The 7,182-nt window shown below is 47.9% G+C and carries 8 protein-coding genes; all 8 read left to right on the top strand.

Annotation, left to right across the window (positions count from 1 at the left end):
• Positions 1–2 precede the first annotated feature (2 nt).
• Positions 3–1,496, top strand: coding sequence for a flagellar motor switch phosphatase FliY (gene fliY / locus AC1WIP_RS08995; RefSeq protein ID WP_481141525.1), 1,494 nt, complete (start codon positions 3–5; stop codon positions 1,494–1,496).
• A 12-nt stretch (positions 1,497–1,508) separates the two neighbouring features.
• On the top strand, positions 1,509–1,871 hold the full coding sequence (locus tag AC1WIP_RS08990) for a response regulator (protein WP_318702472.1): 363 nt from the start codon (positions 1,509–1,511) through the stop codon (positions 1,869–1,871).
• Between the two features lie 5 nt (positions 1,872–1,876).
• Positions 1,877–2,224, top strand: a complete 348-nt coding sequence (locus AC1WIP_RS08985; RefSeq protein WP_318702470.1) for a flagellar biosynthetic protein FliO — start codon at positions 1,877–1,879, stop codon at positions 2,222–2,224.
• A 4-nt stretch (positions 2,225–2,228) separates the two neighbouring features.
• Positions 2,229–3,095, top strand: a complete 867-nt coding sequence (fliP, locus tag AC1WIP_RS08980; RefSeq protein WP_481141524.1) for a flagellar type III secretion system pore protein FliP — start codon at positions 2,229–2,231, stop codon at positions 3,093–3,095.
• A gap of 25 nt (positions 3,096–3,120) precedes the next feature.
• Positions 3,121–3,393, top strand: a complete 273-nt coding sequence (gene fliQ, locus AC1WIP_RS08975; RefSeq protein ID WP_481141523.1) for a flagellar biosynthesis protein FliQ — start codon at positions 3,121–3,123, stop codon at positions 3,391–3,393.
• Between the two features lie 15 nt (positions 3,394–3,408).
• On the top strand, positions 3,409–4,191 hold the full coding sequence (gene fliR / locus AC1WIP_RS08970; protein ID WP_481141522.1) for a flagellar biosynthetic protein FliR: 783 nt from the start codon (positions 3,409–3,411) through the stop codon (positions 4,189–4,191).
• An 11-nt stretch (positions 4,192–4,202) separates the two neighbouring features.
• Complete coding sequence (gene flhB, locus AC1WIP_RS08965) at positions 4,203–5,315, top strand: flagellar biosynthesis protein FlhB (protein WP_481141521.1); 1,113 nt, start codon at positions 4,203–4,205, stop codon at positions 5,313–5,315.
• An 18-nt stretch (positions 5,316–5,333) separates the two neighbouring features.
• A partial coding sequence (gene flhA, locus AC1WIP_RS08960; protein WP_481141520.1) for a flagellar biosynthesis protein FlhA occupies positions 5,334–7,182 on the top strand: 1,849 nt, incomplete at its 3' end.

Genomic DNA, 7,182 nt, shown 5'->3' with positions numbered 1-7,182 from the left:
AGATAAGTGCGCTGTTAAATGGGATGGATTTATCTGCCGACGGCGCAGGTGATTTGGACAGTACAGAAAACCTGCCAAAAGGGGATGCGGCAGGAGACATAAGCAATGAAAGTACAGCCGGCAGCACAGCTTCAGGAGAGGGAGAGCTGCTGACAGATGTGCAAAAGGATGCTATTGGAGAGGTTGCCAATATCAGTATGGGCTCCTCTGCCACCACCCTGTATTCTCTTGTGAATAGAAAGGTGAATATCACTACCCCGGTGGTTACCCTGGCTACATGGGATACGCTGCTGGGGGATTACGAAAAGCCATGTGTATTTATCCAGATTAAATATACCAAGGGGCTTGACGGCATGAATATTCTCGTGCTGAAGGAGCACGACGTAAAGGTAATTGCCGACCTGATGATGGGAGGTGACGGAACCAATACGGACGGTGAGCTGGGTGAGCTGCATTTGAGCGCCATCTCTGAGGCTATGAATCAGATGATGGGTTCCGCTGCCACATCTCTTTCCACGATGCTGCAGACGGTGATTGATATCAGCCCGCCGGAGAGCACTTTGGTAGATTTGTCGGAATATAAAGACGGTGCGGAAATTTCGCCATTTTTGGGAGGCACCTTTGTCAAGATCGCTTTCCATATGCAGATTGAGGATTTGGTGGACAGCACCATCATACAGCTGTATCCTATTGAGTTTGCCCGCAAGGTGGTGGAAACCTTTTTCAATACCCAGACGGGAGAGATGCTGGAAGATGCCCTTGTGTCGGAGCCTAAAAAGAATGCACAGCAGGCAGCTTCGGTACAAAATCCGCAGAGCCAGGCAGGATACAGTATGGATAGTGGAATGACCGCTGCAGGAACGAATATGACAGCTATGAATCCTGCAGGAATGAATACCACGGAAATGAATCCCATGGGTATGAACCAAACAGGCATGAACCAAACAGGTATGAACCAGATGGGAATGAGTCCTATGGGAACAAACCAGATGAATATGGGACAAATGGGAATGGGCCAGATGGCAATGAATGGCAGCGGCATGGGAATGAACCAGATGGGCATGAATCAAAGTGGAATTTATTCCACTGGAATGAACCAAATGAACATGGGACAGATGGGCATGAACATGAATGCAGGCGGGTTTAATCAACCCATGGGAATGAATCAGGCAGGCGCGGTTTCCCAGATGAATCAGCAGAATATCAATGTTCAGCCGGCCCAGTTTCAGAATTTTTCCAGCAATGTAAATAGTGTTCCAGGCCAGGAAAATATCGGCCTGATCATGGATGTCCCTCTTGAGGTTACAGTTGAATTGGGACGTACCACTAAGTCGATTTCCGAGATACTTGATTTCGCGCCTGGCACGATCATTGAGCTTGACCGTATTGCAGGCGAACCTATAGACGTTTTGGTGAACGGCAAATTTGTTGCAAAGGGAGAAGTTGTTGTAATCGAAGAAAGCTTTGGTGTGAGAGTAACCGAAATTATCAAATAGGAGGATAGTTAAATGGCAAAGAATATTTTGATTTGTGATGACGCGGCATTCATGAGGATGATGATTAAGGACATTTTGACGAAAAACGGCTACAATGTCGCAGGAGAAGCGGAAAACGGGATTAAGGCTGTGGAGAAGTATAAGGAGGTTTCTCCCGACCTTGTGCTTATGGATATCACTATGCCTGAGATGGATGGTATTCAGGCGCTGAAGGAGATCAAAAAGCAGGATGCCGGCGCAAAGGTTATTATGTGTTCCGCCATGGGACAGCAGGCGATGGTGATTGAGTCCATTCAGGCCGGTGCAAAGGATTTTATTGTAAAGCCTTTTCAGGCAGAGCGCGTGATTGAAGCCGTTAAAAAAGTAGTGGGCTGACGGCAGTGCTGTTGACAGGGAATGTAAACAGCTACGCGCAGTTTCTTGCTGTGCTGGTAGTTTTTGTTTTGGTGCTCGGCATAACGGCGCTGACCACCAAGTGGATTGCGAATTACCAAAAGCAGCAGAATGTGACCTGCAACATTGAAATTCTGGAGACAACCCGTATCAGCAATAACAAGTATATCCAGCTTGTGCGGATTGGAGAGACATATCTTGCCATCGCGGTCTGCAAGGATACGGTAACGCTGCTTGGGGAAGTGCCTAAGGAGCAGCTTAAGGAGAGCGGCCCAAAGGAAACAGGGAAGCCCTTCAAGGCCTTGCTGGAAAAGGCAATGAAACCAAAGGAATAATTGCATGAAGAAGCAAATGTTGACTGGAAAAAAAATATGGATGCTCGTATGCCTGCTGATTACGGTAGGCATATTGTGTATTCACCAACCCATTACGGCCCATGCGGCGCAGCAGCACTTGACGGGAGAAACAGAAAATTCAACTGTTATCAATCCTCCCGGCACGGCCCAGACGCCCGAAGAATTGAATTCACTGAACACAGGGAATACCATAAGCATCACCTACAATGATGGGAACGGACAGCTCAATGGAGCTTTAAGAATTTTAATTATCCTGACGCTGATTGCTTTGGCTCCCACCCTTATCATTATGATGACCTCCTTTACCAGGATCATCATCGTGATGCACTTTACCCGGTCGGCGTTAAATACCCAGACGGCGCCGCCCAACCAGATTTTGATCGGGTTGTCCCTGATTCTTACCTTTTTCATTATGGAGCCTACCATAACAACTGTTTATGAGGAGGCTGTGGTCCCTTTTGAGGAGGGCCAGATAGATCAGGAAGAAGCCTTTGAACGGGGGATGGAGCCTCTGAGGGAATTTATGTACCGCCAGACCCAGGTGAAGGATGTGGAGCTGTTTATGGACATTGCAGGGCAGGAGTGGGACGGCACCTCTCTGGAGGATATACCAAATTCCGTGCTGGTTCCAAGCTTTATGGTCAGTGAGCTGAGAACAGCTTTTTGGATTGGCTTTATGATTTACATTCCCTTTATTGTGATAGACATGGTGGTGGCCTCCACGCTCATGAGTATGGGTATGATGATGCTGCCGCCCACCACCATTTCCATGCCTTTTAAGATACTTTTGTTTGTTTTGGCGGATGGCTGGTCTCTGGTAATAGGCAATCTGGTAAAGACCTTTTACTGATGGCTGTCGTGGAAAGGATTTTTAGATGACCGTTGATGCAGTTACAGAAATGGCGAACAATGCCTTATATTTGATTATCCTGGTATCGCTGCCCGTTTTGCTGGTTTCCCTGATTGTGGGCCTGATAATCAGTATTTTTCAGACGGTAACCTCCATACAGGAGCAGACCCTGACCTTTGTCCCCAAAATCGTCTGTGTGTTTTTGGCGCTGATGCTGTTTGGACACTGGATGATGAGCACTATGGTGGAATTTGCCACACAGCTGTGGTCGAGCTTCAGTCTTTATGTACATAAATAGACGGGAGCAGGGGATATGATCGATTATTCTTTTTCCATTTATGATCTGGAATATTTTCTGCTGATTTTTACCAGGGTATCCTGTTTTGTGTTCATTGCTCCTTTTTTCAGCATGAGCAGCACGCCCGCGAGAGTCAGAATCGGCCTCAGCTTTTTTTCATCCATGCTGCTTTATGGGGTGTTAACCCCTGCGGAGGCAGTGGCATATGACTCTGTGCTGGAATACACGGTAATCATAATGAAGGAGGCTGTCGTCGGGCTTTTGATCGGCTTTGGCGCAAATATCTGTACTTCTGTTGTGAACTTTGCGGGTTCCATTGTGGATATGGAGACAGGACTTTCCATGGCCACGCTGATGGACCCAGCCACCAGGGAAAACACCAGCATAACAGGTGTTTTTTATCAGTATGTTTTTATGATGCTCCTGATTGCCACGGGAATGTACCGGTATCTGTTCGGTGCGCTGGCGGACACCTTTACGCTGATCCCGGTGAACGGAGCAGTGTTTCGTTCGGACTCTCTTGTGCAGTCCATGACGGATTTTTTGAGCGATTATATCGTGATCGGCTTTCGCATTGTGCTGCCGGTATTTTGTGTGGTGCTTCTGCTGAATGCAATATTGGGTGTTTTGGCAAAGGTGTCTCCCCAGATGAATATGTTTTCTGTTGGAATTCAGCTGAAAATACTGGTGGGGCTTGCGGTGATGTTTTTTACGGCCGCAATGCTGCCTGGCGCCGCTGATTTTATTTTTCAGGAGATGAAAAAGATGATTGTATCCTTTGTGAACGGCATGATGTAGAGGTGTGACAAGTGCTATTGGAATATAACCTTCAATTCTTTGCAAAAGAGGGACAGGGCGGAGAAAAAACGGAGCCTGCCACCGAGAAAAAGCTCACCGATGCCCGTAAGGAGGGGCAGGTAGCCAGAAGCCGTGAGGTTGGAAATGGCTTGGGGCTTTTGGCGCTTTTTCTGGTTTTAAAATTCTGGGTGGGAAATATGGGCACCCAGTTTCTCTCGGTTTTTTCTGATATTTACAATCGAATTCCGGAGACGGCAACATTCTGGAATGGCTATATGCCGGAGACAGACACGGGAATTGTGTTCCGGGAGATGATGCTGCAGTCGGTGATCATCATGCTGCCCATTCTGCTGATCGGTGTTGCGGTGGCTTTTTTCAGCGATGTCATACAAGTGGGCTGGCATCCCACAGGGAAGCCCATACAGCCTAAATTAAACAGAATGAGCCCTCTGTCGGGCTTTCGGCGGATTTTTTCCGTGAATTCCGTGATGGAGCTGCTAAAATCTCTTTTGCGGATTGGTCTTATTGTTTATATCTGCTACAGCTATCTTCAGGATAAATGGCCGCTTTTGTTTTCCCTGTATGACATGACGCTTATGCAGGCGCTGCAGCTTGCAGCGGAGACGGTGACGGATCTGGGAATCCGTATTTCTATCGTGTATTTGGTTTTGGCGGCTGCAGATTTCGCTTATCAAAAGATAAAATTTGCCATGGATATGCGGATGACAAAGCAGGAGATCAAGGAAGAATACAAGCAGCAGGAAGGAGACCCTCAGGTCAAGGGAAAAATCCGCCAGAAGATGCGTGAGGTTTCCCAGAGACGTATGATGCAGAATCTGCCCCAGGCAGATGTGGTTATCACCAATCCTACCCATTATGCGGTGGCTATTAAGTATGATCCCCAGGTTGCGGATGCGCCGGTGGTAATCGCCAAGGGAGAGGATTATCTGGCCGCCCGCATCAAGGAAGTGGCAAAGGAAAATAAGATAGAAATTGTTGAGAATAAACCCCTTGCCCGTATGCTCTATGCAAATGTGGATGTGGGCGCAGTGGTGCCGCCGGAGCTGTATCAGGCGGTTGCAGAGGTGCTGGCCTTCGTATATCATCTGCAGGGTAAAATTTAAAGGAAAGGAAGTGTATACATGAAACTGAACAAAGCAGATATGGGCGTTGCCTTATATATAATAGCTGCCTTTTTAATGTTTATCGTTTCCATTCCTACATGGCTTTTGGACATTCTTCTTGCATTGAATATTGCCATTGCGCTTACGATATTGTTTGGAGCCATGTTCAGCAAGGAAGTGCTGGATATGTCTTATTTTCCCACGATGCTCCTGTTTACTACCATTTTCAGAATCGCGCTGAATGTGTCCTCCACCAAATTGATTTTGGGACAGGGTGATGCGGGAAACGTGGTGCAGACCTTCGGTGAGTATGTGGGCGGAGGTAATCTGATCATCGGCGTCATTGTGTTTGTAATTCTGATCATGATACAGTTTCTTGTGATCAACAAGGGCTCGGAACGTGTGTCAGAGGTAACCGCCAGGTTTACCCTGGACGCCATGCCCGGAAAGCAGATGGCTATTGACGCGGATTTGAACACTGGGGCTATCACGGATGCGGAGGCAAAGCGCAGACGTGAGAAAATTCAGGAAGAAGCAAGCTTTTTCGGCTCCATGGACGGTGCTGTAAAGTATGTAAAGGGAGATGCCATTGCCGGTCTTATTATTACGGTGATCAATATTGTGGGCGGTATCATCATGGGCGTCACAAGAGAGGGGCTGGACATAACGGCCGCTCTGGATAAATATGCTATTTTGACCATAGGCGACGGTCTGGTGAGCCAGATTCCTTCCCTGTTAATTTCCCTCTCCACAGGTATTCTTGTGACCAAGGGAAGCAAGGAAGCGGATTTTGGAAGCACTCTGATAAATCAGCTTTTCAGTATTCCGAAGGTTCTTTATCTGGTGGGAGGGATGCTGATCGCATTAGGCTTTACCACCAATTTGAACACTATTTTGTTTGTGGGTCTGGGACTGGTGTTTATTATTGCAGGGAGAAGCATTGCAGGTACCATCGAGACCGCCAGAATCGAGCAGGAGGTAGACACTGAGGAGGCGGCTGCAGAGGAGATTCGCCAGCCGGAGAATGTGAACAGCCTGCTGCAGGTGGACCCCATTGAATTGGAATTTGGCTACGGGATTATTCCGCTGGCGGACGTAAATCAGGGGGGCGACCTTTTGGATCGTGTGGTTATGATCAGAAGGCAGATTGCGCTGGAACTGGGGACTGTTGTGCCTATTATTCGACTCAGGGACAACATTCAGTTAAATCCAAACCAATATATTATTAAGATTAAGGGAATACAGGTCAGTGAGGGAGAAATCCTTTTTGACCACTATATGGCTATGAATCCGGGCTATGTGGAGGAAGAAATCACGGGGATTCCCACCTTTGAGCCCTCCTTCCACCTGCCTGCCATCTGGATTACGGAGGGGCAGAGAGAACGCGCGGAAAGTCTGGGATATACAGTTGTGGACCCGCCTTCCATTATAGCCACCCATCTGACGGAGATTATCAGACAGCACATTGCGGAGCTTTTGACCAGACAGGATGTGCAGAATCTGTTAAACAACCTGAAGGAAAGCAATCCTTCCCTGGTGGAGGAGCTTGTGCCGAAAACGCTGGGTCTTGGGGAGATTCAAAAGGTGCTTCAGAATCTGCTGCGGGAGGGCATTTCCATCAGGGATCTGCTTACGATTCTGGAAACGCTGGCGGATTATGCGCCTACCACCAGAGATACGGATGTTTTGACAGAGTATGTGCGCCAGAGCTTAAAGCGGGCCATATCCACCAAATATTTTCCGGCCAACGAGACCACAAGCGTGGCAACCTTAGACCCCAAGGTGGAGCAGGAAATTATGGGAAGCGTGAAGCAGACGGAAACAGGAGCGTTTTTGAATCTGGATCCCAGCCGCTCCAAGGCTATCA

It is taken from the genome of Acetatifactor sp. (assembly GCF_982438285.1).
The sequence above is the reverse complement of the archived record's forward strand: the minus strand, read 5'-3'. Positions and strand labels throughout refer to the sequence as shown.